The organism is Salinibacter sp. 10B (assembly GCF_002954405.1).
Classification (GTDB): domain Bacteria; phylum Bacteroidota; class Rhodothermia; order Rhodothermales; family Salinibacteraceae; genus Salinibacter.
Map to the genome: position 1 here is coordinate 2,803,526 of NZ_MQWC01000004.1, position 23,632 is coordinate 2,827,157.

Here is a 23,632-nt window from a genome sequence, read left to right on the forward strand (position 1 = left end):
CGCTGTTGATCATCACCGTCGGCTCTCCGCCCACGATCGTGTCCGGCGGGCCGCTGCACGTGCACACGTCGCCCATCCGGGCCGCCGGCATTCCGTTGATCAGAACCGTGGGCGCCCCCATCGAAATCGGGCCGTCCACGTGTGGGGTCGGGCCCGGGTTGCACATCGGGCACACGTGCATGTCGCCCTGGCGGGCGGCGGGCAGGCCGTTGATTAACACTGTCGGATCTCCCACGGCGATCGTCCCGCCGTGGGCCGTCGGGTCTCCCTGTCGCGCTGCTGCCGGCATAGAAGAGGATAGACGTTATTCGAGAAGTGATTTACCAAGGCCAAACACTATATAACTTTAATTTAATTCACCACTGATACAGAAAAATGCAAATGGCGGCCCGCAGAGGAACCGCCACTAGACATAGAAAACTGAGTGAATGATAAATCACCCCTAAACCTTGGCTGTCCTCACGACGATACGGTGGATCGTTCCCGTTTCCAATGCCGCCCAAGTACCGTTCCGTCCCTGGGCTTCCGTTCCGTCCAGTCGGCCACGGTCCACCCGTCGAGCCACGACAGAGCCGGACGAAAGTCCGACATCGGATAGGGATTTTGAGTTCGGCCCTCGTCCTGCTGCCGTGCGTCCCATCCTTCCCGAAACGCCCGATAGCACTCAGGCTCCTCAAATGGATGATAGGGATTCTGAAATGGATCCGGTGACCGAGTGTCCTCCGAGGAAGTGTTCATACTGAGCTGAGAAATGTGCAGGGATGTGCGCAGTACAGGATCAGAAAATCCACGAAGCCCCGCCTGCTACCCCTTCCGGCGGGGATCCGTGGCCCCCATCACAGCACGCTACAGAAGGAAGTTCTGCAGAATGGTCCAAACCCCGAGGCCCATGCCGACGAGGCCCAGCGTGACCTGATATGGCGAAAGCTTCTCGACGGTCTCGTCGAGCTTCTCGTTTGCCTCCTTGCTGCTGCTAAACGACTTCAAGACCCCCACACCGAGCAACAGCCCGAGGAGAAGCAGAATGGCGCCGTTGGCTGTCATCGTCCACCACTGCACGGGAAACTCCGTCATCCAACTCATGCGGAAGAGCACCTGGTTGATGACGGTCCAGCCGCCCCAGAGGGCCGAGACGGCACCGATCCAGCCCTGGTAGGGGGCCAGCTGATCGATGAGTTCCTTCGCATCCGGGCGTTTGGAGATGACGAAACTGGAGCCGCCCAGCATGCCGAGAACAGCAATCCAGATTCCAGTGACCAAACCCATAGTATTGTGAATGTTGTTCGAGAGAAGAGCGGACATCGGCGGACGCCTCTGCTGTCCGAGGTCCCGGTTCAACCGACGGTCCGTATTTACCGAAAGACGGGAGAGAGCGGCTTTACATTCCGTCCCGAATGTTTTGCAATCTGTCCCAAACGGCAGATTATCTCTTCGTTCATTCACTTTAAGATGTCAAAAAGTGGGCATAGAAGGGGGTGGTAGTCAACGAGTTACGGAGAATTGTAGGGGCAGGCGTCTACGCCATGCCGACGTGTGGAAAAGTCCTATTGGATCCCAGCGGCGTTCATAGAGAGGGGCCTTTGTCTCACTGTCCCAGGGGATCTCATGTCAAATCCGGGCGCTTAATGCCCAACCATAAAACTGATTTGTAGCGTCGTTGGACTCCAACGGCGCTACGGAAGCCGCTTCCTTCAGCGCAGGAATGGACGTTTTCCCCTTTTGCCAAGGAAAGGCCTTTTCGTACCTGATGCCTGCAGCCGGACGTCGCATCACTCACCCGCTTTCAGCCGAAGCTGTCTTTGTGACGGCACTCGGGGGCTGCCCGGCGTACGAACGAAAGGCCCGACTAAAGCTGGAGAGGCGCTCGTAGCCCACGGCGTACGCTACCTGCGTAACGGTTCCGCGTTCGTCTCGCAGGAGGGAGGCCGCCTGCTTCATACGCTCGTTCGTAATGAGGGCCGACGGGGTCGTGTCGGTTTGTTTCTTGAACGCCCGATACAGAGCTGAGCGGCTCATGGCCAATTCGTCGGCGAGGGCTTCCGCATCGAAATCAGGGTGCGTCAGGTGTTCTTGAACGGCCCGTCGCGCTTTTCGCTCGATCTCAGAATCGACACTCGTCTCGCTTGCATCCGGCTCGGCAGCGTCCAGCTCGGCGCGAAGCCGTTCGCGGAGGCGTTTCTGGAAGGTAATGACGCCTCCCACGCGTTGTAGCAACACATTGGCGTCGAATGGCTTGGTGATGTAGTCGTCTGCTCCGGCTTGAAGGCCCTCCACCTCGTCGCCGGTGCCGGCCCGGGCCGTGACCATGATGACGGGAATGGCCTGCATTTCCGGGTCGTCCTTCAGCCGGCGCGTCATCTCATGTCCGTCCATTTTTGGCATCATCACGTCTGCCAGAACGACGTCGGGTAGTTGGGCCCGAGCTACTTCCAGCCCCTCTTTTCCATTCGATGCGTCAATGACGTCGAAGTCCGGCGTTAAGATGGAGCGCACGTATCGTCGCACGTCCCCGTTGTCCTCGACGACGAGGATACGCTTTGTTTGGGGATCCGAGGACGAGTCAGCGTCTGTGGAGTGACCGTTGGTGTGTTCAGCGACGCTGCGTGATGTGTCGCCGGAGGCGTTCGACGAGGTCGATGCCGGAAGGGGCGGTGGGGCTGAGGCCATCTCGGGAAGAGGGGAGTCCTCCGAGGCCGCGTCCACCGATTCGGCAAGATGAGCATCCGCAAGATGATCGCGGCCACGCGGCAGATGCACCCGGACGGTCGTGCCCTCTCCCGCGGTGCTGTCGAGGTCGATGGTGCCGCCGTGGAGGTCAACCAGGTCGCGAACGAAGGCCAATCCAATCCCCGCCCCCTCCTGCGGGCGAGTTGTGGCACCAGAGGCCGAGCGGGCCTGTTGGAAGCGATCGAAGACGTCGGCCTGTGCATCCTCTGGGATGCCTGGTCCCGTATCGGCCACCGCTACCTCGACGGTCTCGTCACGAGGGGTAACGGCCACGCGAATGGTGCCGCCCTCGGGGGTGAACTTGATGGCGTTCGAGAGGAGGTTGCGGACGATGTGCCCCAGCGCCTCTCGGTCCACGTACACCGGGTCCGCGTCGGGGGCGTCGGCCGATGGCTTCTCAACCGTTAGCGTGAGATCGTTGCGCTCGGCGAGGGGCACGAACGACCGCACGATGCGCGGAACTGCGGACGAGAGAGAGGTGGGACGGGCGTCGAGCCGGTAGCTTCCGGCGTCCATACGTGCGATCCCAAGCACACGGTCGACCAGCCGGAGAAGTCGCTGGGCATTACGTTCGATGACGTTCAGCTGCTCGACGTCTTCGTCGCTGAGGTGGCGGCAGATTCGGGATCGGAGGTCCTGTACCGGCCCTAAGATGAGGGTGATTGGCGTCCGAAACTCATGACTTACGTTCGCAAAAAACCGCGTTTTCGCCTCGTCCAGTTCCTTCAGCCGCTCGGCCTGTTCGGCCAGCTGTTCCTTCTGTCGTTCAATCTCCTCCGTTCGTTCCGCAACCGCAGTTTCCAAGGTCTCCTGTCGTTGCCGCAGCTGACGGGTGCGCAGTTGCACCACTCCGGCTACAATTCCGACGGCAGCGAGAAAGTACAGGCCGTACGCCCATCCGGTGCGGTACCAGGGGGGAAGGATGGTAAACGCGTAGCGAGCGGCTCGGGTGGTATCGCCGTAGGCCAGGCGAGCCCGCACCGCAAACGTGTAGGAGCCGGGGGAGAGGGTTCGGTAGGTCTGCTCGGTGCGGGAGGCCCACTCCGACCAGCCAGCCTCTGTTCCTTCCATCCGGTACTGGTATTCAACGTCCTGGGGTTGAACGAGGCTCGGCGTGCCGTAGGTGATCCGAACTCCTCCTCTCGTTCGCACCCGAGGCGCGGTGGGGCCGGCAGCGAGTAGGGAGTCGGTGTCGTACTCGTACACATGATGGATGAGGGACGGCATTGGCGATCGGGGCCATGCTCGTTCGGGCACATGACGGACGATCCGCCCCTCCCACGTGCCAAACCACACGGTACGTCCGCCTCTTTCGATCTCAATGGTGCGGCTCCGGTCGCCCTGCAATCGGTGAAGGCGACCGGGGGCCCAGCGCCACGTGTCCCCCGTCCGGCGCCAGCGTCCCGGGCCGACCCCCGTTGAGCCCCAGGTGCGACCCTGACGATCCGTTTGCACCAGTAGACGGCCGGCGGTCCCGCCGATGGGGGGAGACGCGAGAGCTGCGTATCGAGTAAACAGAGACGACGACGTGGGCGTGTAGCGAAACGCTCCGATCCGGGTCCCGAATATGACTTCGCCCTGCCACCGGTACGGCTCGATCGGTCCTTCGGGCAGCCCGTCCGAGCGCCCAAAGCGGTCGATGTGAACGGAGTCTCTCGCGCCAAGCCCCCGGATTCGGTACAGTCCATCCGGAGAGGTGCCCACCCACAACTTTCCGTCGTCGTTCTCCGCGACGACCCGGGGATCGTTGGGCAGAGCAATGGGGGAACGTTCTTCCGTCCATTCACCCGCCGTCCGCCGAAAGACCCGGAGACCCGCCTCCGTGGCCGCGTAGATGCGAGTAGAGTCGGTTCGAGATCGGAGAAGGTCGAACACCTGCTCGCCCCGAAAAAGGTAGTCGACGCGTCCGTTCGAGCGGCGCCGGGCCAGGCCGTGTACCGTACCGGCGAGGAGGGCGTCGCCCATCGTCAGAAAACACCAGCTCGGCGTGTCCTTCGTTTTCCGGCGAAATCCAGGGGCACGGACAAACGACGCAAGCGTGTCGGAGGAGGACTGCAGCCGATACGTTGCTTTGGTTGTGGCGGCGTAAAGCGTGTCGTCGTGGCGCGTAATGTCAAGGATGATGCCTTCGAGGCCGGTTTCCGTGCCAAACTCCGTGAACGGGGCGCCGAAATCGTACCGAAGAAGGCCGCCGTCGAGGAGGGCCCAGAGGCCTCCCTCTTGGTCCTCGTACAGCCCAGTGACCGGATTGCCGCGGGCCTGCAGGTGCCGCCGCACCGTTCCGTCCGGAGCAAGAAGCAGAAGCCCCCGGTCGATCGTCGCAATCGCGATGGTCCCGTCCTGCAGCCGACGACCGTCGTAGAGCCACGCATCTTTCAATATCGGGTCGGCTCCGGTGTCAAACGCTCGGAACTTGGTGCCGTCGCGCAGGAGAAATCCCTGGAATGCCCCCACGAGCAGGGCATCGTTGCCGTGAGGGAGGAGGAACCGCACCGACCGATCGGCAAGCTGTGCCCCTCCGGGGACGAGCTGGAGGGAATCGCCGCGGACCGTCATGAGTCCCTTTCCGGACACGTTGACGTAGAGGGTGCCCCGTACCACGTCCGCGTGTTGGAATTCCGTGCCCGAGATTGTCCACACCTGCATGGTGTTCGTTGACGACGTCCATCGGAAGAGTCGCTGCTCGGACTGAAAGTACACATCGTTGCCCACGACCTCGGTCTGGACAATTTCACCGACGGAGCGGTGTTGCTTCGGGAGATTGCGGAGGAGGGAGACGAATTTAAGGTGGCCGGTTGAGTCCATCCGGATGCGTCCAAAGTCTCCCTTCGCGCCCACGTACACCCGTCCTCGTTCGGTGGCTCCCAAGGACACTGCCGGGGAGCCGTTGCCCATGGGAAGCGTCTGCCATCCGCGTCCGTCGTAGAACACCACCCCTGCGGTGTTGCCCACGTAGAGGCGGCCACTGGAGTCCTGCACGGCATCCCAGTTTTGTCGCGTGGCCCCGTACGTCTCAGGCGCCACGTACCGTTGAAATGGGCGTCCTGCTTCCGGATGAAATGCCGACGATCGGGGGGCGAGACGAATGGAATCCGAGACTGAATCATGCGCAACAGCACTCGATCCCGTTCCTGCAAATACGAGCAGGATGACACTGAGAACGAGACCCGGCAGTGAATCCTGAGGAGGGTAGCAATGCATTGGCCGACGGGCTGACCTGAATGAGAAGTGGAGGGGGGATGGGAAAACTGTCCGTCCACTACCAACATGTTACGATGCACAAAATCAGATCCTTAGCCCACTCTTCAGGAATGATCCATGCGAATCGGAAATAACGGATGTCGTTGTCCTACGTGGCGGGCCCTACTCCGTCTACTGTCGTGAGCGTCCCGCCGGCGCCTCTAGCATCGAGGCGGGGCCGATCCACGTCTATCGCGCCGCATTTCGCCCACCTTCCGTTCTGTCTTCGAGAGCTGCTGGACCGGCCACTGCCCGCCGAGGTGCACCGGAAAATGATGCTTCGGCTTCGCTCCTCTCTCTCTGGCACCGAAGGGCTCTACTGAAGGATCGTCTCCTCCCCTCACTCGGATTGTTCATCAGCTCCCGGTTGCCTTCACATGGCTGTTTCCAGCATCTGTGAATCGCCGATGAGAGGATTGAGACCCATCCGTCTGGGGCTTATTTATAGTCAGTCCAGATAAAGAGATCATCCTCGGAACGTTTATCGACTCTATGCTTCCCCGAAGACTTGCTACTATTTTCTGCCTCCTTCTTTTGGCTGGTGCTCTGGTCCCCACGGCCAGTGCCCAGGACACTCGCATTCGCGGCACTGTGTTGAATGCGCAGGATCAGCCGATTCCCAACGTGAACGTGGTCCTCACACGGTCGGACGATGGTACTCGCATGGCGGGAACGACCACCGGAGCCGACGGAACGTTTGTGATCGGGTCCGTAGCGGCCGGTACCTATCGGATCGCGGCCTCGGCCGTCGGCTATACGAAAACGAGTTCTACGCTCACACTCGAGAGCGGCTCGCGGCAAGTGACCCTTCGCCTTCGCCAGAAGCGGTACGGGCTCGAGGAGGTCGTTGTCAGCGCGGCGCGGAGCCGACAGGACCTGGGGAATATCGCCTCCTCGGTCTCTGTCCTCAGCCCGCAGGACCTGGAGTCGCAGAGTGCCGTGACGGGGGATCTCGGGGATATGCTGGCACAGACGGTGCCTGGCCTTGCGCCCAGCAACGGGTCGCTCAGCAACTTCGGACAGACGATGCGCGGGCGCTCCCCGTTCGTTATGATCGACGGAGTCCCCCAGAACACGCCGCTGCGGGACGGCGCGCGCTCGCTGCGCACCTCCAGCCCGGAGAGCATCGAGCGGATTGAGGTGGTGCGCGGGGCCAGCGCGCTTTACGGCTACGGGGCCACCGGCGGCGCCATCAACATCATCACCAAAGAGCCGACCGCTGAGCTGAACGCGACCACTGAGGTCGGGATTCGGGGATCCTCAGCGGACGTTGAGGAGAGCTTCACCGGGCGCATTCATCAGTCGGTGTCCGGCCGAACGAACGGGATCGGTTTCGTCGCCAGCGGGAGCTACGAGAACTGGGGACAGTTCTACGATGGAAAAGAGAACCTGATTGCTCAAGATCCACGCGGGCAGGGCGGTCTTGCGGGCGCGAACGAATGGAGTCTGTTTGGAAAGGCGGGCATTCCCGTCGCGTCGTCTCAGCGCCTCTCGGCCTCCGTCAACTACTACACCTTCCGGCAGGATCTGAAGTACGGGCGTCAGGCGGGCGAATACGGCGAGACGCCTACCTCCGCCACGACATCGACCGGGACCTTGCCTCCGGAAGATCCTGGCACCGACAACATTGTCGGGCAACTGCGATACGAGCACAACGACCTGATCGGAGGGCAGGTGTCGGCACAGGCCTACGTGCAGGACTTCAAGACGTACTACGGATACTCGACGTTCTTCCCGGGCGGCGGACAGCCCTTCATTGAGTCGACGAAGTTCGGTCTGCGCCTCGATGCGACCACGCCGCTCGGCTGGACGGAGGGGAGTCAGCTCCTCTGGGGCGCGGATGCTCTTCGAGATCAGACGGCGCAGCCGCTCGTAGACGGACGCATCTTTGCGCCGCAAATGACGCAGACGAGTGCGGCACCGTTTGTGCAGCTCCGCGTGCCGCTGCTGTCCGACCGGCTCACGCTTCGCGGCGGGGTGCGGTACGAGGCCCTCTCGGTCGACGTGGTCGACTTTACGACGCTTCGGGCACAGTTTGACACGGACGGCGACGGCACGCCCGACCAGCGCAACGATGTGGAGGGCGGCACGCTGACCTACGATAATTTCGCCTTCAACGCGGGCGCTGTGCTCACGGTCGCCGAGCCGTTGGACATGTTTGCGTCCTTCGAGCAGGGATTCGCGGTGAGCGAGATTGGGCGCGTGCTTCGCAGTACAACGGCTGCGTCCGTGAACGCCCTGAATCCGGAAGCGAAGACGGTCAATAGCTACGAAACCGGTCTGCGACTGGGGACGCAGCGTCTCAGTGCAACCGCTACAGGGTATTACACCACCTCTGAGCTTGGCAGCTCCTACGGCGCCAATTTCGAGATTGTGCGCTCTCCGGAGCACGTCTACGGCGTGGAGCTTACGACCGACGTGCAGGTGACGGATCCGGTGGCGGTGGGTGGAACGTTCTCCTGGGTCAAGGGCGTGCGTGACGCGAATGGAAATGGAAGCTACGAGACGCCCCTCCCAGGGAATCGCATTCCGCCCGAGAAGATCACGGGATACGTAGAGGTGACGCCGCTGAACGGGTGGACAAGTCGCCTTCAGGTGCTGTATTCGGGGCGCCGGGATGTCTTTGACGGTCCGCCGTACACGTACGCCCAGGGCAGTGTCTCGCCATACACGGTGGTCGATCTGTCGAGTCGGGTCGAGGTGGGGCCCGGTGCTTTGACGATCGGGATTGAGAACCTGCTGGACAACTACTACTTCTCCGTCCGCTCCCAGTACCCCGCCCTTCCCGGCTCATACACGCCGGCGCGCGGTCGCAACGTCAACCTCTCCTACTCGGTCACGTGGTAACGCTCTTCCGGTACCAACCCCGCACGCTTCGTTGGGGCATGTAGGTTTGGATGCGTGAACGTGTGGACGTGGTGGGGCCTGCACACGTCCACACGTTCGCCCCCGCCGCAAGTACGGGGCAGGCGTGCCAGGCCTCTCAATATGCTGAAAGTCGACGGACGCCGTATCTCCTGAAACAGGATTCGGGATGAGCCGAGGTTCTACTGAATAAGTCTGCTCTGGAAATGTCGACGCTGCGTCGCGTCTCATCCTGGCTCCACCTGTACGGGGGGCTCGCATTGGGCGGGCTTCTCATCGTGATCAGCGTGAGTGGAAGCGCGCTGGTTTTTAAAGACACGCTCGATCGCTGGCTGCGGCCCGATCTTCTTCGGGTCGAGCCGGCGGCGGAGCGGGTGGGGCTAAATCGCGTGATGGACGCTGTGCAGACGGCGCATCCGGAGGCGACCCCTCGTCTGATCGAGATGCCGTTCGACGAGGCAGGTCCGCTCACAGTTTGGCTGGCAGAGGACAACACGCACGTCTACGTCGACCCGTACCGCGGGGCCGTACTCGGATCGCGGGCGCCCGACGAAGGGGTGATGAACACGATCTCACACCTTCACATCGATCTCCTCGCTGGAGAGACCGGGCTTCTTCTCGTCGGCATCACGGGCCTGCTGCTCGTCGTGCTCACGATCACGGGTCTCGTGCTGTGGTGGCCGCGTCGCCTGAAAGGGCTCTGGAATGCCCTCCGCATTGCGTGGCGGCACGGCGTGCTCCGCTTCAATTATGACCTGCACCGTGCAGGCGGCTTCTACACCACCCTCTTTGTGTTGCTAACGGCCCTCACGGGGAGTGCCTTTGCGTTCTATCCTACGACACAGCAACTCATTAGCACCGTTACGGCCTCGGAGCCGTGGCCGCCTGCTCCGCCAACCGTCGAGGCTCCAGCGGACTCGACCCGAATGCCCGCGGTCCTCGACTACGACGCTGCTTTAGAAACGGCCCTCGACCGGCTGCCCGGGGCCGAGCCGAGCTTCGTATACGTGCCGCAATCCTCGACCGCCCCGCTCACCGTTCGGGTTCGCACGCCGCCGGAGTGGCACCCCAACGGGCGCAGTTTCGTCCACCTCCACCCGACGAAAATGAGCATCCTCCGCGTCGATGATGCGCGCGAAGCCCCGGGCGGAGCGCAGTTTCTGCAGACCTTCTACCCGCTCCACGTCGGGGCCGTGGGGGGGCTGCTGGTGGCGTGGCTCTACGTGATTCTCGGCCTTGCTCCCGCCATTCTATCGGTCACCGGCACCATCATCTGGTACAAGCGCTGGCGCCGCACCGATGTTGACGACGCGCCCGACCCGGATGAGGTGGGCACTCGGTCCGTACAGATGCCTCCGCGACTGGAGGCCGTCACCAAAGGAAGCGACCGTCGGGGGGCGTCTCAGCCGACGCAGTCTTAGCTCGACTTTGGCCATTTGACTTCGACCAATCGTCGTTTCTAGAAGATGGAGGCCGGTAGGCGTAGTATTTATTTGATGTCGGGGGCAAACCGCGACATGGAAATAATCAAAAAGTGCCTCAATCCGCTGGAATAGGCAGTTTTTCGGTCATCCGAAAGCGCCAAAGTCGAGCTTAGAACCTGTTTTCATTTACGCCCGTCTCCACATCCGATGCCGATATTTTCGTAGACGAAAAGCACATCGGAGCGTATACGCCTGCATCCCCGGCGGGGAGGAACAGGTCCGCAGTCGTAGCGTCCTGCCGAACTCACAGCGTGTGAAATTAAAACAGCTTCTTAGCGGCACGCTCTTCTATAGAGATCGGCGACGAGTCTGGGACATCTACTGACGAAACCGCGACTCAACGGCGTTCGTGAAGTGCACGGCAGCGTCGCTGTAGATGTTGACTTTGTGGGCCCGAAACACGTCGCTCGCGATGATCTGCGACGCCTGTCCCCAACTGTCGGCCCCACAGATTCGTCTCAACACCTGCTTGTAGGCGGTTCGGTCCCCCCCAAAGAGCTGCCGTACGTAGACGGAGCGGTGCGGGGGGTTTTTGACCCCGAGGGCTTCATGCTCAAGGGATTCCAGGTCTCCGCTCGGGGGGGCAGAAGACGAAGCGGGGGACGAGGATTCTTCCGCGCTGTCGGGGGGAGAAGACATCGCTTCTGAGAGACGCTCGTCACGCTCGCTACGAAATCGCGCCCACAAGGGCGTCTGGGTTCCGTTTTCGCTGCCGTCTTCCGTTCGGGAGGCGTCGGTAGAGGAAGAGTCTGGGGAAGAGGAGGGAGGGGGACGTCCCTGCTGGAATCGTTTCCAGAGGGGGGTCGACTCGTCGTCGTTTGACTGCGGCTGAGCGGCCCCGCTGCCTTCGGGCCGGGCCGTTCCGTCGACGCCCCAGATGTCGTCGTCTGGCGTCGGTTCTGGCTGTGACGAGGGGGGCTCCGGCCCCGAGGAGGCGGGGGGAGTGGAGGAGCGCTTCTTTGAGGGCGAGGCCCGGTCGGGCGGGGGGGCAGATGTCGCTTCTTCGATGAGTCGATGCAGAGCGGTGGGACCCACCTGCTCGTGGCCGTCGCGGGCGTAGGCGTCCAGTCGCCGTTCGATGGCCGAGCGGTCCTTTTCCGCAAAGAACGTCTCGACTGCTGAGATGGGCACCCGCTCATGTCCCGTGGCCCGACGCGCGATCTGAAAGAGCGGGTCAAGGAGTCGAAGCCACCGGTCGGCGCTGTAGTTGGCCGTGATGCGCTCGTCAATCCGATGAAGGAATCGCTCAAATCGATCGCGGTCCAGGGCGTCCAGGTCGCGCTTTTTGGCAAAGGCGTGCACTGCCTCGCGCAGGTAGCTGTAGGAACTGAAGAAGTTCATGCGCCAGAGAATCTCCGGCAACCGGAGGGCTTCCTCCCGCTCGGCGTACACGAAGTCGGTGAGCACGTGCACTGGGCGCACGAGGTGGGCCGTCGTGTGATGGGTGGCCTGGCGGAGGGTCGTTTCCCATTCGGAGGCAGGGACCTGCGTATGGGCCTCCATCGCGTTGAAGAACGTGCGGACGGCCTGCTCCATGTCGGGATGGTCGTAATTGACCCAGTCGCTCCGGGCCCGGCGGAGGCGACGGGCCTCTCGGCGACTATGGTGGCGAAGCAGTTGACGGAGAAAGTGGGCCACCGGCTCCGGCATGGCGTCGCCCTCCCAGTCCGCTCGCGTGTAGGCATGGTCGGCCGGGAAGGAACGCAGGAGGCGCTCATAGAGAGGGTCGGCAAGCGAGCGCGGCATGGGCACGCGAAACGTTCGAGGGGTTGGGCGTTCAGTGGAGAACATGTACACGCGTCCGGAGGGAGAGGTTTTCCGGGAGATTGTTCCGAATCTTCCTGTGCGGGCGTGGACATCGGGAGGACGTGCTTTCTACCTTTGAACAACGGCTGCTCTGCTTTCGACAGTGCCTTTCTTTCCGTGCCGAACGCTGCCTCGCCCCTTCCCCCGACGTCCTGGACACAGCGTGTAACTTACGGATTGTTGCTGGCTGTGCTGTGCGGGGCGGCTGGTATACTTGCGGACGGGGCGGATCTTGCGTCGCGGGCAGCCGGGCTCCGTCTGTGGACGTTGGCGGCGGCCGGCCTGTTTGCGATGGCCCCTCCGAACGTCCTTCTGCCCGATCCGAACGCGACGACGCTTCAGTTGCTCAACTGGTCGCCAACGCGCCTGCTGCGATACCAGCTGGGACGCTTTGGCCCCCTTTTGGGGCTTGCGGTGCTTCCGGCCGTTCTTATTGCCTTCGTTGATCCTGCGGCGCCCCTTCGACACCTTGGGGCCAAGGCCACGGCGCTTGGACAGGCCGTCCTGTTGATGGTGGGGACCGCAGGGGACAGCTTTGCCCACTTTGCGGGGCTTGGGCCGCGGTCGCAGGCCTGGCAGGAGGGACAGGCCGGGCAGTGGTATGGGCGTGCCGTGGAGGAACGGGGGCAGGGCATTAGTTTGCCGCGCGGGCTTGTCCCGGCTCTTTTTGCCACTACGCGCTGTTTCGTTGTGGCGCTCATTGCAGTGCTCCTGACCGGGGCAGGGGCGCAGGCGGGATCGGGACTATGGACCTGGGGGCCGGGGCTCGTTCTCCTCGGTTGGGCAGGCGTCCGGCTCTGGCGGGCCCGCGCCGCGTACGACCGGCACTTCTACCACACGACGGCCTTCTACGAGGAGGTGATGGGCGGTGGGACCCTCCAACTCGACGGCCGGGAGCCGCTCCCGATCGACGCGTTGTACTGGGTGCCCTCCCGCTGGCGGCCCGCCGTCTGGGCGAGCCTTCGCCAACTGGATCGGCGTCTCCCGCTGGGGCGGCTCGTGGCCCTCGCTCACGCTGGGGTCTGGTTGCTGTGCATACGGGGGACGGACTCGGCTCTGGTGGCGGGGGGGCTCGTCCTCCTCTTTCTGGCCCAGACGGCCACCTGTGCTCTCCTTACCGCCCCTACCGCGGCCCCGCTCTCGTTTCAGCGCACCCTCCAGTCTGTGTCCGACTGGATGGCCACCCGTACTTTTGTAAATCTTCGTTGGCTGCCGGCCCATGTGGGCAGCCTCGTGATCATTGTTCTGTTCGACGATGCGTACGGCATGACGTGGGTGCTAACGTGGAGCACCGTACACGTCACACTCGCGTTTGGGGCGGCTGTTGCGGCAACGGTCGCACATGAAGGGTGGGGGCGATTTCGGCCGGAGGCGGCGTGACATCTGGTAGACCGCCTCCGGCCGGGTTCGACGGACCGATGGTTCGTTTCTACGCAATCTGTTGACCATCCCGACAGGCCGGTGGCCTGTCTCTACATCATGGCTTCTCCTCTGGTTCTGGACTCTGTCACGAAACGATACGGCGACGGGCCGGCCATTCTCAATGGCCTGACGCGCACCTTCACTCCGGAATCGCTTACGTTGCTCGTGGGCCCGAATGGGGCCGGAAAGACGACGCTGTTGCATCTACTTTCCGTTCTCTCCTATCCCACCAGCGGCACGGTGCGGTACGGAGATCTCGATGTGCATGCACATCCCTATCGATATCTCGCACACGTAGGCCTCGTCCACGCCGATGCGCAGTTGCCCGAGCATCTGTCGGCAGTCGAGCTGCTAGAGTGGATTCTTCGGAGCCGCGACGGCTGGACCAAAGAGGCGCCCGATCGGATCGACGCACTTCTCACCCGGCTCCGTCTCGACGAACGACGGGAGAATCTGATCGGTACCTATTCGAGCGGCATGACGCAGAAGGCGCAGATCGCCGCTGCCCTCGTGGCCGAGCCGGACGTCCTGCTCATGGATGAGCCGCTTCGGAGTCTCGACACGGCCACGGCCGACGCGGCCATCGACCTGCTGGAGGCCTTTGTGGTCGACGGCGGCCTGGCCGTCGTCGCGAGCCATCTGACGGGGGCGCTCACCGACATTGCCGACACGACGCTTGCCCTCGACGACGGGACGTTGTCGCCCGTACCGTCGGCAGAGGCCGGATGAGACGGGGAACGTTCGTCCGCGCCCCGAATGCAAGAAAAACCCCTCCGAGTCGCTCTGAGGCACCGAGGAGCGGCAGGCGACGACTCTCCCTTCGAAATCCCGATCAGTATCATGGAGCCGATTGAAGACATCGACGTACTGTCCGAAGACGAGGTGCGCCAGCGCGAGGCCGGCGCCGGATCAACGGAGGACGAGAACCTGGACCGCATGAAGCACGGCTACGACGAGGCGGCCGGCGGCAAGCAGGTTTACATCGAGACCTACGGCTGCCAGATGAACGTGGCGGACTCGGGCGTGGTGGCGTCGGTGTTGCAGGAAAGCGGCTACGGCCTTACGCAAGATCAGGACGAGGCCGATGTGGTGCTGCTCAACACGTGCGCCATCCGCGAGAACGCGGAGCAGAAGATTCGTACGCGGCTCGGCATGCTGCGTGCCGAGAAAGAAAAGCGCGAGGGAGAACTCATGATGGGGGTTCTCGGCTGCATGGCCGAGCGGCTGCGCGAGAAGCTGCTGGAGCAGGAGGACTTGGTCGACGTGGTGGTGGGTCCCGACGCCTACCGCGATCTGCCCCGCCTCCTGTACGAGGCCGACGCCACGGGCCAGGCCGCGGTCAACGTCGAGCTTTCCAAGCAGGAGACGTACCAGGACATCCAGCCGGTGCGCTACGACTCAAATGGTGTGAGCGCCTACGTCAGCATTATGCGGGGCTGCGACAACATGTGCACCTTCTGCGTGGTGCCGTTCACGCGCGGCCGAGAAGAAAGCCGCTCGGTGACCACCATCCTGTCGGAGGTCTCGCAGCTGGTAGAGGAGGGCTATAAGGAAGTCACGCTCCTGGGCCAGAACGTGAACTCGTACCACTACACCGACGACGGCACCAGCGTGAGCTTCGCCGAGCTCGTGGACCGCGTGAGTCGCGTCTCGCCCGAGCTGCGGGTGCGCTACTCCACGAGCCACCCCAAAGACTGCACCGACGAGCTGCTGCAGGTCCACCACGAGCGACCCAACGTCTGCAACTACATCCACCTGCCGGTGCAGCACGGCAACACCGAGGTACTGGACCGCATGCGCCGCACCTACACGCGGGAGGAGTACCTGGCCCTCACGGAGCGGGCAAAAGAGCTGTGCCCGGGCGTCTCCCTCTCCACCGACATTATCGCCGGGTTCTGCGGCGAAACGGAAGAGCAGCACCAGGACACCCTCTCGCTGATGGAGGAGGTGCGCTACGATCACGCCTACATGTTCAAGTACAGCGAGCGCCCGCAGACCTACGCCGCGCGCAAGCTGGAGGACGACGTGCCGGAAGACGTGAAGCAACGCCGCCTCGAAGAGATCATTGAGCTCCAGAACCAGCACTCCAAGGAGAGCAACGAAAGCGAAATCGGCCGCGTCCACACGGTGCTCGTCGAGGGCACGAGCAAGAAGAGCGACGAGCAGCTCTTCGGCCGGACGGACACGAACAAGGGCGTCGTCTTCGACCGGGAGGACTACGAGCAGGGCGATTACGTGAAGGTCCGCATCGACGACTGCACCTCCAGCACGCTCCTGGGCACGGCGATTGAGAAGACGACCCTCGAAGAGGCGGCGCGGACGGATTCGATCACGATGGCGCCGGCGGTGGCGTAGCTTCAGCCATCTGCTCAGTTCTGGTAAATGCTCTTCGCAAGAGCATGAAAGTGGTCTACGACTCGACTGAAGCGGTGTCTATACGGGGCCAGTCCGTCGCAGTATCAGATCTTCTGCTGTAGTACTGAGGGCGGCTTTGTGCCCAGACGGTACAAGCGTCTCACGTACGGCTACCGGCTCCGCACCCGCTCCTCGTCTACCTCGCCCATCATCAGCACCGTCCCGCCGCTGATCGAGCCAAGGTATTTTCGGCCAATGCCGAGCGGCGTGGCGTCGGTCTTGTATACGTGGACCGTAAGCTCTCCCTCCAACTGTGAGTTTCGGTTGATCTCCAGGAGTGCTTCGATGAGTTGCTCCTCGTCCTCATACGGACCGATGCCGTCGACCGGTTCTCCAGCGACGTGCACGCGGTACAGGCGGGGATTGGACATGCGAAGAAGTGATCGCGCTCGAAAAGAGAGGCGCTGAATTGAGAAATTACACGGGAGGTGCGGGCAAGCGGGTCCGAGCCTCGGGAGAATATACAAACTGTGCGCAAAGAACACGACCGTCGTCGTTTTCCGTGCGCTTCAGAACCTGTCTTTAGGTTCAATTCTCTTCCCTTTCGCAATCGGGATTCTGAGCTAAAGACCGAATTAGCGGCCGCGCACCAGCAGAAGGGTTGCGTGTGACGATAAACAACCGATATGTCCGGTGTAATGCAACAAATTGCACCGGTCTGGTCGAGGAAGCGTTTGGTTGTACACGTTTCCGAATTCCTCCGACCGGGGGCTGGGCTCGTGGAGAGACGGGAAGGTGCCCTCGTCCAGAGAAGGGATTTCCCTGTCACCCAGGCAATAGGTTGACAGAGGTTGACGAGGGCTTTATCATTTGTTCAATGTTTCTCCACAAAATATATTCCCGGAGGTGATGCGCCATGCGTTGGATCCGCCGCACGCTTCTCGTCGCACTCTGTTTGATTCTAGCGGGGCCAATGGGAGCGTGGGGGCAGCTTCCGACCAATGAATTGGAGGGGACCTGGAAAATGATTTCGCGAGAGTTGGTGTATCCGGACTCGGTTGTGGATCAGAGTGACGATTGGGGGCCGGGGTTCAAAATTCTAAACTCTACCCACTTCGCCTGGGGACGTGAAACGAAGGATGGCTCGCAGGTACTTGCCGGAGGCGGCTGGTACGAGTACCATCCGGAAAAGAACGTCTACATTGAGCACATACAGTACCACTCGGATCCGGCCCTTGCAGGGCAGACCATTCGGTTTACGGCCCGTGTCGAAGGGGACACGTGGTACCACATTGGCAAGCTGGGCGACTTTAAATTGCGGGAGGTGTGGAAGCGCGTCGACCCGCAGAGCGTGAAGCAAAAGATCAGTAACGAGGGAAGGGGCCAGCCGGAGACGTCTCCCGAAAGCAGTCAATAGCGCTGGGCCACTCAGTCCACGATGGCACTTGCGTCGGCAACCTCGTCGAGGCAGGAGGCGATGAGGTTGTGCTTCGAAAAGTCGCCGCCGGTCATCCAGTACAGCATGCCTTCCCGGCCCAGGATCTCGTCGGTGATTTCGGGGACCGCGAGCTTGTCGTAGCGGTAGCGCCGCCGAACGACCCCGCACAGGGCCTCCATATACTTTACCTTGTCCGCGAGGGCCTGTCGACCGTCTTCGACCACGCCTTGGTGTGAGCAGAGTACGGTGTCGAAGTCGTGTTCGAGGACGTTGTGGATGCTCTCGATCAAGCGTGGGGCGTGCTCGTCCATCCGCAGGTACTCGGGACGACGGGTCACGTACAGGTCGGCGGCAAATAAGAGGTCGTGGGCCGGAGCGAGGTAGCACACCATGTCGTCCGTGTGCCCGGGGGCGGGGAGGGTACGGAGCGAGGTGCCGTCCGCCAACGTCAGGGACTCGGGGACCGGTTCGGCCTCTATCGGACGAGGACGTCCCCACACGATCCAGCGGTACGTTTCGAGGGAGATGCCCCGGCGGAGACGGTCGAGACTTTTCTCGGGTGCGTACACCGGCACGTCGAGCAGCTCGCGAAGGCGGGCGGCATTGCCGGCATGGTCCTCGTGGTGATGGGTCAGAAGCACGCGGTCGATCCCGTGCTCTTCATCCTGTTCGATGGCGAAGCGACGAACCGCCCGCCACTGATTGGGCGGCCCGGTGTCGATGAGCGTTCGTCCGATCCGATAGCAGGCGGCCTTTAGGTTGAGTCCCAGACCGTATCGGCCGGCCCGGAGGCCCTCAACGGGGCCGTACGTAATCCGTTCGTTGCTCATCGATGAACGGGTTCATGCAAGAGAATTCCGAAGGGAAAAGAGAGGCGGGGCTCCCTTTTCCGGTCCAACTGTGCAGCGGATGGTCCCCGCGGTGAATTCCCGAGTGAAGCGCGAACCGCAGCGTCATTCGGGGAAGCGAAGGCATCAAAACGCATGCCGATTATGTGCCCGGGTGCGTTATTTTTCAGAGGCCGCCGCGGTCGTGTCCGCAGCCCCTTCTTCTTCCGGAATTTGCGAGGTGCAATGCGGGCACCGTGTGGCCGTCAGGGCCACGTCCGACACGCAGTACGGACATTTTTTGACCGTGGGTGCGGCCGGTTCGGGAGCGACGTCTGGCATGCGCAAGCGATTAATGTACCGTACGAGCAGGAAGACCGCGAACGAGACAATCAAAAAACTGACGAGACTGTTCAGGAACACCCCCATGTTTAACGTCACCGCGCCGGCCGACCGGGCGGCCTCCAGGGTGGCGTACGGACCGGGCGTCGTGCCGTCCTTTAGCACGAGAAATAGATTGGTAAAGTCTACATCCCCCATTAGAAGGCCGAGCGGGGGAGTGAGCACGTCCTTCACTAGGGACTGAACGACGCCGTTGAAGGCGGCTCCGATAATGATCCCTACGGCCATGTCTACAACATTTCCACGAATTGCAAACGTTTTGTACTCGTCAAGCATGGTCGGCCTCGTGTTGTAGGAATGAGCAGTGCCAGACGTATTTATTGGGGCGCCTCATTAACGTGAAATGCCCGCAGGATGTCCACACTCTTCGAGAATCGTTGCAAAGTGTCCCGTTACCGGAGAATAGCAGCAGAACAGCGCTTCGGAGGAGGCGGTGTGTTGGTTGTATACAAAATCCGACTCGCGGTGTCGGGATCCTGGGAGTGGCGTGCATCAGAATGATGGGGAATGCCATTTCCGAGGACGCTGGGCCCGCCTTCGACCGTCGGGGGGCCGGCACGCAAAACTACAGAATCTCGTGACGGCCGCACCTTCCAGTCGGACGCGTTACCAGCAGTGCTTCCAGTTCCAAGTTCTCATTGGGGGCACTGAGCGGTTGCGATGGTTCTCGGAAGTGGGTCCTGAATGTGCCTACGCGATTCATCTTATCCGGGCAATGGTCCGTTTTGAAGAATTCCGCGCCACGATCCTTGGGGCGCAGCACTAGACTGTGAGACCGCACTACGCAATTCGGTTCTTTGAGCGGATTGTACCGTCGACTGAAGAGGAGTGTATAGGTCCAGCTCCGTTCCGTGAAGGAATCGTCGTCTTTGGAACGGGGGCTTCCCGCACTCCGATACGGGATCTCAACCGGGGGAAGTAGGCCCTCGTAATTGGTTTGGCCCCCACGAGAGATATCATGATCCACGGGAATTGGGATTATTCGATGCCCACGGCCGCCCACCGACCCTCAATGCGCTGGAAGACGTACCGCCCCCCATTTTTCGTGGGGGCAAGATGCCCCAGGTACGGATGGCATTTTGTTTCAAACGGATCGTCGAGGGCCAACGACCAAGGGGAGGACAGGTCGGTATTGGTCTGTGGGTCCAACGGATGAGTGTCGGGCACTTCCCTCAAAAACGTTTGTCGGTCCGGAAAGGACCGAGCCACCTGCCTTCGGAACGTCGGGGAGGAAAGGGTGGGATTGCTGCCATCCCCAAATGGAAAGTGGAAGTAGTCCGCCAGTTGTTTGGTATTTCCCTCTTCAAGTGCCTGAGTAAAGCGGTCGAACCACGCGTCGAACCCATCTTTCGCCCCGCACAGGCGATCTGGGGCTCCGGTGTGGAGGACCAATGTTGCGTCTTGTGCCAGTCCCGAATCAAACAGCGGCCAGACCTCCGCAATGTATTCCCCCGATTTCCACCGCATCGGGTCGTACGGCTCCGGTCCCGTCCATTGGAGATTTCCGTAGTGGGTGGGCTCCCCAAGGCGATCGACGATCGCCAGAATTTCTCGGTCAAGAGCGGCGAAGTCCCGTGCCTCTTGTTCGTCCCGGGCCGGTTCCATCAATTCAGGGCGCGAGAATGGCACCCGCACCTCTGCCACTACCTGCCGGAGGTGACCGGTCGAGTCCGCGTACGCCGCAACGCGTGGCCCCCACTGCAGGAGGGTCGTATCGGCAACAGAACCCTCAAATCGTATCCCTCCCCGATTGCTACGTTCGACCGACTCGGGCAGTGCTTCGACAGCAGTGCCGATTCGGAGGCTGTTCGCAAAGCCGGAGGGGGCTTCGGAAGGAGCGGGTCGTGCGTCCTCAGCGGAGGACTGGCGGTTGGTGATTGCGCTTTTGAGGAGGTGGGCCTCCATGCGTGCCTCCGGTCGATTCCAAACGCGGTCCCATTCAATGGGAGGCACCTTCTCTTTCAGACGCCAGTGTACGGCACGTCGGGCGCGCAGCTGGCCGAGCGTCAGTTCTGCCTCGAATTCCGCGATGAGCTTTGCATTGTGCTTGTCCCGAGCCGAGAGGGCGTCGGGGTCGAAGGACCCCGGCTCGTACCAGGCGTGGGAGCGGAAGTGTTTGTCGATCCAAATGGTCGAAAACTCATATCCGGCGCGGGCATAAATGGCATTTCGAGTGAGCGAAAGCGTGCGAAGCTGCCGCCCCTGCAGGTGCTGCCGTGTCATCCGATGATCGGGGTAGCAGGGCGAGTCGGCCAGATCGGCGGATTGTGCCTTCACTACACCTCCTGCAAGCCCGATAGGGCTACCGAACAAGAGCACGATTGCTCCCAGGGCCCACCCCGTCCCGTTGAAGAGCATCGGGGAAAGAAGGGAACGAAGTGTCATAGGGATTAGCGACGACGGGGCGATGAGAAGTGTATTCAAAATAAAATTACAAGTCAGTAAATTTTTATAGAGGGTAGGTATAGAAGGTTCCTGAATAGTTCCTGGAGGGCGAGGAGGTATGCCGATTCGTCGCAACTGTCCGTGTGTTCGCAGACGTCCAAATCAGGACATCCGCGTGGGGGCATGATCGGCAATGGCCGACGCCACGGTGTCGACGCTGTCGGTCACTTGCAGTTCATCGGCATAGGGGGTGCCTTCAGCCAGCGTTTGAAGCAGCGGATAGATCGGCTTCTCGTGCGTCCAGTAGTCTTCGTCGAAGAAAATCATTGGGCTGGCCGCCCCGAACGTTTCATAATGATTCTGTGCTGCATCCATAAATACCTCCTGGATCGTGCCGGCACTGCCGGGAGCGTAGATGACGCCGTACTTGGCGATGGCCAGTAGCCCATCCTCTCGGATGGAGTTGGCGAAGTACTTGGCGACATGCGTGGGGAAAAGGTTGGACGGCTCGTGACCGTAGAACCAGGTGGGAACGGCGAGACTCTCGGTGCGCTCGGGGTACTGCTCCCGCACAGCGAAGGCGCGGTCGAAGTAGGACTCGTCTTTGTAGTGCGGAGCGTCGGCCAACGTGTCGACGGCATCGTGGACGGCACTCTTTTCGTAATGAGCGAGGGCGGTTTCGTAATGAGCGAGGGCGGCACCAAGGTTGGCCGCTTCCATTGCACCGGGGCCACCCCCCGTAGCAACGAAAAAGTCTTGCCGCGCCAGCCGCCATCCGATGCGTGCCACCTGTCGGTACGTTGCCGTGTCACGCCCCAGTCGATGACCGCCCATCACGCCCACCACTTTGCGGGAAGATCCGTCGTGCAGCAGGTCGCGCAGGGCATCGTCGATGGCGTGGTCGTGAATGCGGAAGGCGAGTGCGTCCATCACAGGGGCGTCGCGCCCGTCGAGCTGTCGCTCGGAAAAGTAACGATAAATGCGGGCATCCACTGTGTCTTCTCGGGTGTCGGGCGCGCCCGGTTCATAGCCGTCCATCAACTCACTGGGGGTGTAGAGGGAGGCACGGTACGGATTGAACGGCAGTCCCACGAAGGCAGGAAAAACAGTTCCCCCCGTTTCCCGAACGTGTCGCTCGGCTGCCGCGCTTAGCCGACAGCCCAGAAAGCACGCATCTTCGACGTCGACCGACAGGAGCACGGTTTCGGCGGCGTCGCTCGTCAGGTCGAGGCCTTGTAGGACGACGTTTTTCAGATTGCCGTGGGTGTTGACGTGGTGGCGGAGCGCCTCGAGGGATTCAATTTCGGTGAGTTGCGATGGACAACACTCGTACATAGCAGAGGGAAAACGATAGAAGCAAACGGGTGGGGGGCACGCTCTGGGGGTGGGTGCAGAATCGGCACGAGACCCACTCTGGGAATCCATCTGGGCCGCTCCAGGAGAGGGCGTCTGGGAGCCGAAAGGGGCAGGATATTGCGCGCGCCACTACTGCGCGTCCCGGACGGAGAACTGGTAGGTCGTGCGCGAGGTGTATTCCTCGTCGGGCCGGAGGATCGTCGAGGGAAAGTGGGGCTGGTTGGGGGAGTTGGGGAAGTGCTGCGTTTCCAGCGCCAGTCCTTCCCGCTTCTCGTAGAGCTCGCCCTTTCCGGAAAACGACCCGTCCAAGAAATTGCCGGAGTAAAACTGCACGCCCGGCTCAGTGGTGCGTACAGTCAGGAGGCGCCCTGTGTCCGGCTCGTAGACTCGGGCGGCAAGCCGTAGTGTATCGGACGGGTGTTCCGCAAGGACGAAATTATGGTCGTATCCGCCGCCGTACTCAAGCTGCTTGTTGGTATTCTCAATTCGGGCGCCGATCGGGGTCGGCTCGGTAAAGTCGAACGGTGTACCCGCCACCGAGCGCAACTCCCCAGTTGGGATGAGGGTCGAGTCCACCGGTGTAAACCGATCGGCGTAGAGCTGCAACTCGTGGTCGAGAATGGGACCGTCCCCATCTCCGTCCAGATTGAAGTAGCTGTGCTGCGTGAGGTTCACGGGGGTCGCCTTCGTGGTCGTGGCGTGATAATCGAATGCCACCGTATTGTCGGGCGTGAGCGTGTACGTGACCTCCACGTCCAGCCGCCCCGGATAGCCGCCGTGGCCGTCCGGGCTGGTGTGGGAAAAGACGATGCCCACGCGGTCGTCCTTCTGAAACGGCTCGGCGCTCCACACCACCTGATCGAAGCCTTCGCGGCCCCCATGGAGGTGATTGGGCCCATTGTTGGTGGCCAACGTGTACGTCGTTCCGTTCAGCGAAAAAGTGCCCCCGGCAATCCGATTGCCGTAGCGTCCAATAAGAGCCCCAAAGTAGGGGTTGGCCGCCCGATATGCCGTGCTGGTGTAGGCCGACAGGGAATCGAAGCCTAGCACCACATCGTCCAGGGTGCCGGTTCGGTCCGGGACACGGAGAGAGGTGATGATGCCCCCGTAGTTGGTGACCTCCATCGTCACGCCGTTCGGGTTGGTGAGTGTGTAAAGATCCACCGAGTCGCCATCCGGTGTGACGCCGAAATTCTCCTGCTTCACGTGTGCGGAGGGAGACTCGCCGCCGCCCGTACAGGCACAGAGCAGGAAGGTCATCAGGAAGAGGGGAGAGATTCGGAGCATTCGTGTTCTAGTGTGAGGAAAAAAAGCAATTGCGGTTC

At 61.8% G+C, this 23,632-nt stretch carries 17 protein-coding genes; 6 read left to right on the forward strand and 11 right to left on the reverse strand.

The window, feature by feature from the left end; genetic code table 11:
• The 4 genes from BSZ35_RS11500 to BSZ35_RS11515 form a co-directional block, all read right to left on the reverse strand.
• On the reverse strand, positions 1-289 hold a 289-nt coding region (locus BSZ35_RS11500), incomplete at its 3' end, for a PAAR domain-containing protein (protein WP_181149313.1).
• A gap of 170 nt (positions 290-459) precedes the next feature.
• Positions 460-738, reverse strand: coding sequence for a hypothetical protein (locus BSZ35_RS11505; RefSeq protein ID WP_105012571.1), 279 nt, complete (start codon positions 736-738; stop codon positions 460-462).
• A 108-nt stretch (positions 739-846) separates the two neighbouring features.
• On the reverse strand, positions 847-1,266 hold the full coding sequence (locus BSZ35_RS11510; RefSeq protein ID WP_105012572.1) for a hypothetical protein: 420 nt from the start codon (positions 1,264-1,266) through the stop codon (positions 847-849).
• Positions 1,267-1,773: 507 nt separating this feature from the next.
• The gene (locus BSZ35_RS11515) at positions 1,774-5,751 is read right to left on the reverse strand and encodes a hybrid sensor histidine kinase/response regulator transcription factor (protein ID WP_181149314.1); all 3,978 of its coding nucleotides are present in this window, start codon (positions 5,749-5,751) and stop codon (positions 1,774-1,776) included.
• 708 nt (positions 5,752-6,459) lie between these two features.
• On the opposite strand from BSZ35_RS11515, the gene BSZ35_RS11520 reads away from it, so the two are divergent.
• Positions 6,460-8,814: a TonB-dependent receptor gene (locus BSZ35_RS11520; protein WP_105012574.1), complete on the forward strand. Its 2,355-nt coding sequence runs from the start codon at positions 6,460-6,462 to the stop codon at positions 8,812-8,814.
• Positions 8,815-9,038: 224 nt separating this feature from the next.
• On the forward strand, positions 9,039-10,253 hold the full coding sequence (locus BSZ35_RS11525) for a PepSY-associated TM helix domain-containing protein (RefSeq protein WP_105012575.1): 1,215 nt from the start codon (positions 9,039-9,041) through the stop codon (positions 10,251-10,253).
• Between the two features lie 381 nt (positions 10,254-10,634).
• On the opposite strand, the gene BSZ35_RS11530 is transcribed toward BSZ35_RS11525, so the two are convergent.
• Positions 10,635-12,062: a hypothetical protein gene (locus tag BSZ35_RS11530; RefSeq protein WP_146110067.1), complete on the reverse strand. Its 1,428-nt coding sequence runs from the start codon at positions 12,060-12,062 to the stop codon at positions 10,635-10,637.
• 177 nt (positions 12,063-12,239) lie between these two features.
• Between BSZ35_RS11530 and BSZ35_RS11535 the strand changes: the two genes are divergently transcribed.
• The 3 genes from BSZ35_RS11535 (at position 12,240) to miaB (ending at position 15,899) form a co-directional block, all read left to right on the forward strand.
• Positions 12,240-13,502, forward strand: a complete 1,263-nt coding sequence (locus BSZ35_RS11535) for a hypothetical protein (RefSeq protein ID WP_146110068.1) — start codon at positions 12,240-12,242, stop codon at positions 13,500-13,502.
• Between the two features lie 99 nt (positions 13,503-13,601).
• On the forward strand, positions 13,602-14,273 hold the full coding sequence (locus BSZ35_RS11540; RefSeq protein WP_105013819.1) for an ABC transporter ATP-binding protein: 672 nt from the start codon (positions 13,602-13,604) through the stop codon (positions 14,271-14,273).
• A 111-nt stretch (positions 14,274-14,384) separates the two neighbouring features.
• Positions 14,385-15,899, forward strand: a complete 1,515-nt coding sequence (gene miaB / locus BSZ35_RS11545; protein ID WP_105013820.1) for a tRNA (N6-isopentenyl adenosine(37)-C2)-methylthiotransferase MiaB — start codon at positions 14,385-14,387, stop codon at positions 15,897-15,899.
• A gap of 170 nt (positions 15,900-16,069) precedes the next feature.
• Here the strand turns inward: miaB and BSZ35_RS11550 are convergent, their stop codons facing one another.
• Positions 16,070-16,330 (reverse strand): hypothetical protein, encoded by a 261-nt coding sequence (locus tag BSZ35_RS11550; protein WP_105012578.1) that lies wholly within the window; start codon positions 16,328-16,330, stop codon positions 16,070-16,072.
• Between the two features lie 485 nt (positions 16,331-16,815).
• Here BSZ35_RS11550 and BSZ35_RS11555 point away from each other — a divergent pair, with 485 nt between their 5' ends.
• Complete coding sequence (locus BSZ35_RS11555; RefSeq protein ID WP_258096198.1) at positions 16,816-17,316, forward strand: hypothetical protein; 501 nt, start codon at positions 16,816-16,818, stop codon at positions 17,314-17,316.
• A gap of 11 nt (positions 17,317-17,327) precedes the next feature.
• Here the strand turns inward: BSZ35_RS11555 and BSZ35_RS11560 are convergent, their stop codons facing one another.
• The 5 genes from BSZ35_RS11560 to BSZ35_RS11580 all read right to left on the reverse strand — a co-directional run bounded on the left by BSZ35_RS11560 (position 17,328) and on the right by BSZ35_RS11580 (position 23,594).
• The gene (locus BSZ35_RS11560; RefSeq protein WP_105012579.1) at positions 17,328-18,167 is read right to left on the reverse strand and encodes an MBL fold metallo-hydrolase; all 840 of its coding nucleotides are present in this window, start codon (positions 18,165-18,167) and stop codon (positions 17,328-17,330) included.
• Between the two features lie 177 nt (positions 18,168-18,344).
• Entirely contained in the window at positions 18,345-18,842 is a 498-nt protein-coding gene (gene mscL / locus BSZ35_RS11565) for a large conductance mechanosensitive channel protein MscL (RefSeq protein ID WP_105012580.1), read from the reverse strand.
• A 702-nt stretch (positions 18,843-19,544) separates the two neighbouring features.
• A complete protein-coding gene (locus BSZ35_RS11570) occupies positions 19,545-20,951 on the reverse strand; it encodes a YARHG domain-containing protein (protein ID WP_105012581.1) in 1,407 nt (468 codons plus the stop codon).
• Positions 20,952-21,113: 162 nt separating this feature from the next.
• Complete coding sequence (locus BSZ35_RS11575; protein WP_105012582.1) at positions 21,114-22,286, reverse strand: hypothetical protein; 1,173 nt, start codon at positions 22,284-22,286, stop codon at positions 21,114-21,116.
• Between the two features lie 150 nt (positions 22,287-22,436).
• Entirely contained in the window at positions 22,437-23,594 is a 1,158-nt protein-coding gene (locus tag BSZ35_RS11580; protein WP_105012583.1) for an aldose epimerase family protein, read from the reverse strand.
• Positions 23,595-23,632 lie beyond the last annotated feature (38 nt).

Excerpts from the sequence above, each read along its gene's own strand:
- BSZ35_RS11505 (WP_105012571.1), bottom strand. The coding sequence starts at position 738 with ATGAACACTTCCTCGGAGGACACTCGGTCACCGGATCCATTTCAGAAT.
- BSZ35_RS11510 (WP_105012572.1), bottom strand. The coding sequence starts at position 1,266 with ATGGGTTTGGTCACTGGAATCTGGATTGCTGTTCTCGGCATGCTGGGC.
- BSZ35_RS11520 (WP_105012574.1), top strand. The coding sequence starts at position 6,460 with ATGCTTCCCCGAAGACTTGCTACTATTTTCTGCCTCCTTCTTTTGGCT.
- BSZ35_RS11525 (WP_105012575.1), top strand. The coding sequence starts at position 9,039 with ATGTCGACGCTGCGTCGCGTCTCATCCTGGCTCCACCTGTACGGGGGG.
- BSZ35_RS11530 (WP_146110067.1), bottom strand. The coding sequence starts at position 12,062 with ATGCCGCGCTCGCTTGCCGACCCTCTCTATGAGCGCCTCCTGCGTTCC.
- BSZ35_RS11540 (WP_105013819.1), top strand. The coding sequence starts at position 13,602 with ATGGCTTCTCCTCTGGTTCTGGACTCTGTCACGAAACGATACGGCGAC.
- miaB (WP_105013820.1), top strand. The coding sequence starts at position 14,385 with ATGGAGCCGATTGAAGACATCGACGTACTGTCCGAAGACGAGGTGCGC.
- BSZ35_RS11550 (WP_105012578.1), bottom strand. The coding sequence starts at position 16,330 with ATGTCCAATCCCCGCCTGTACCGCGTGCACGTCGCTGGAGAACCGGTC.
- BSZ35_RS11555 (WP_258096198.1), top strand. The coding sequence starts at position 16,816 with ATGCGTTGGATCCGCCGCACGCTTCTCGTCGCACTCTGTTTGATTCTA.
- BSZ35_RS11560 (WP_105012579.1), bottom strand. The coding sequence starts at position 18,167 with ATGAGCAACGAACGGATTACGTACGGCCCCGTTGAGGGCCTCCGGGCC.
- mscL (WP_105012580.1), bottom strand. The coding sequence starts at position 18,842 with ATGCTTGACGAGTACAAAACGTTTGCAATTCGTGGAAATGTTGTAGAC.
- BSZ35_RS11570 (WP_105012581.1), bottom strand. The coding sequence starts at position 20,951 with ATGACACTTCGTTCCCTTCTTTCCCCGATGCTCTTCAACGGGACGGGG.
- BSZ35_RS11575 (WP_105012582.1), bottom strand. The coding sequence starts at position 22,286 with ATGTACGAGTGTTGTCCATCGCAACTCACCGAAATTGAATCCCTCGAG.
- BSZ35_RS11580 (WP_105012583.1), bottom strand. The coding sequence starts at position 23,594 with ATGCTCCGAATCTCTCCCCTCTTCCTGATGACCTTCCTGCTCTGTGCC.